Below are 1,290 nucleotides of genomic sequence, written 5' to 3'. Positions count from 1 at the left end.
CCGGTGTGGAACGCGCAGGCGTACGTGCTGGATTCGCGTCTGCACCCGGTGCCTTCGAACGTCGCGGGTGAGCTGTACCTCGCGGGCGATCAGTTGGCGCGCGGCTACTTCGGTCGCACGGACCTGACCGCCGACCGCTTCGTGGCCAACCCGTACGGCGCGCCAGGTGCTCGGATGTACCGCACCGGCGACTTGGTGCGCCGGGACGACACCGGCGCCATCGAGTACCTGGGCCGCACCGACTTCCAGGTGAAGCTGCGTGGTCTGCGCATCGAGCTCGGCGAGATCGAGACCGCGTTGACGGCGCATGAGTCGGTCGCGCAGTCGGTCGCGCTGGTGCGCTCCGACGCGCGCACCGGCGACCAGCTGGTGGGTTATGTGGTGCCCGCGAACGGCGCGACGGTGGACGTCGAGGCGCTGCGCGCGCATCTGTCCGCGCAGCTGCCGTCCTACATGGTGCCCGCCGCGATCGTGGTGCTCGACGCCATGCCGTTGAACCCGAACGGCAAGCTGGATCGCCGCGCGCTGCCCGAGCCGGTCTTCGAGGCGCGGGAGTTCCGCGCGCCGTCGACGCCGGTGGAGGAGATCGTCGCCGATGTCTTCGCCGAGGTGCTCGGCCTGGCACCGGCGGAACGCGCGGTCGGCTTGGACGACGACTTCTTCGACCTGGGCGGCAACTCGCTGATCGCCACCCAGGTGGTGGCCCGGCTCGGCGCCGCGCTGGACACCAGGATCCCGGTCCGCACGCTGTTCGAGGCGCCGACCGTGGCGGCGCTGGCCGTGCGGGTGGAGGCGCACCAGGGCACCGGCCGCCGCCGGGAACTCGCCGCGGGCCCGCGCCCGCCGAGGATTCCGCTGTCGCTGGCCCAGCAGCGCATGTGGTTCCTGAACCGGTTCGACAACCAGACCGCGGTGAACAACATCCCGCTCGCGGTCCGGCTCACCGGAACCCTGGACACCGAGGCGCTGCGCCAGGCCGTGGCCGACGTGGTCGACCGGCACGAGGTGTTGCGCACGGTCTACCCGGAGACCGCCGACGGCCAGGGCGTGCAGGTCGTGCTGCCCGCCGGGCACAGCGCGGTCGACCTCACCCCGATCGAGGTGTCCGAGGCCGAGATCTCCGAGCGGATCAGCGAACTGGTGCTGACCGGCTTCGACGTCACCGCCGAGGTCCCGGTGCGCGCCGCGCTGTTCCGCATCGCGGGCTCGATGGACGGCTCGCAGCCCGACACCCACGTGCTGGTGTTCGTGGTGCACCACATCTCCGGCGACGGCTGGTCGGTGCGCCCG

1 protein-coding gene is annotated in these 1,290 nt (G+C 71.9%); it reads left to right on the top strand.

Annotated features, from left to right (window positions below):
• Window positions 1–1,290, top strand: a 1,290-nt coding sequence (locus ACWEH3_RS36130) for a condensation domain-containing protein (protein WP_452358515.1), incomplete at both ends; no start/stop codon positions are given.

The sequence above is a fragment of the Nocardia sp. NPDC004718 genome, from assembly GCF_053601535.1.
This window is presented reverse-complemented; position numbering and strand designations above follow the sequence as displayed.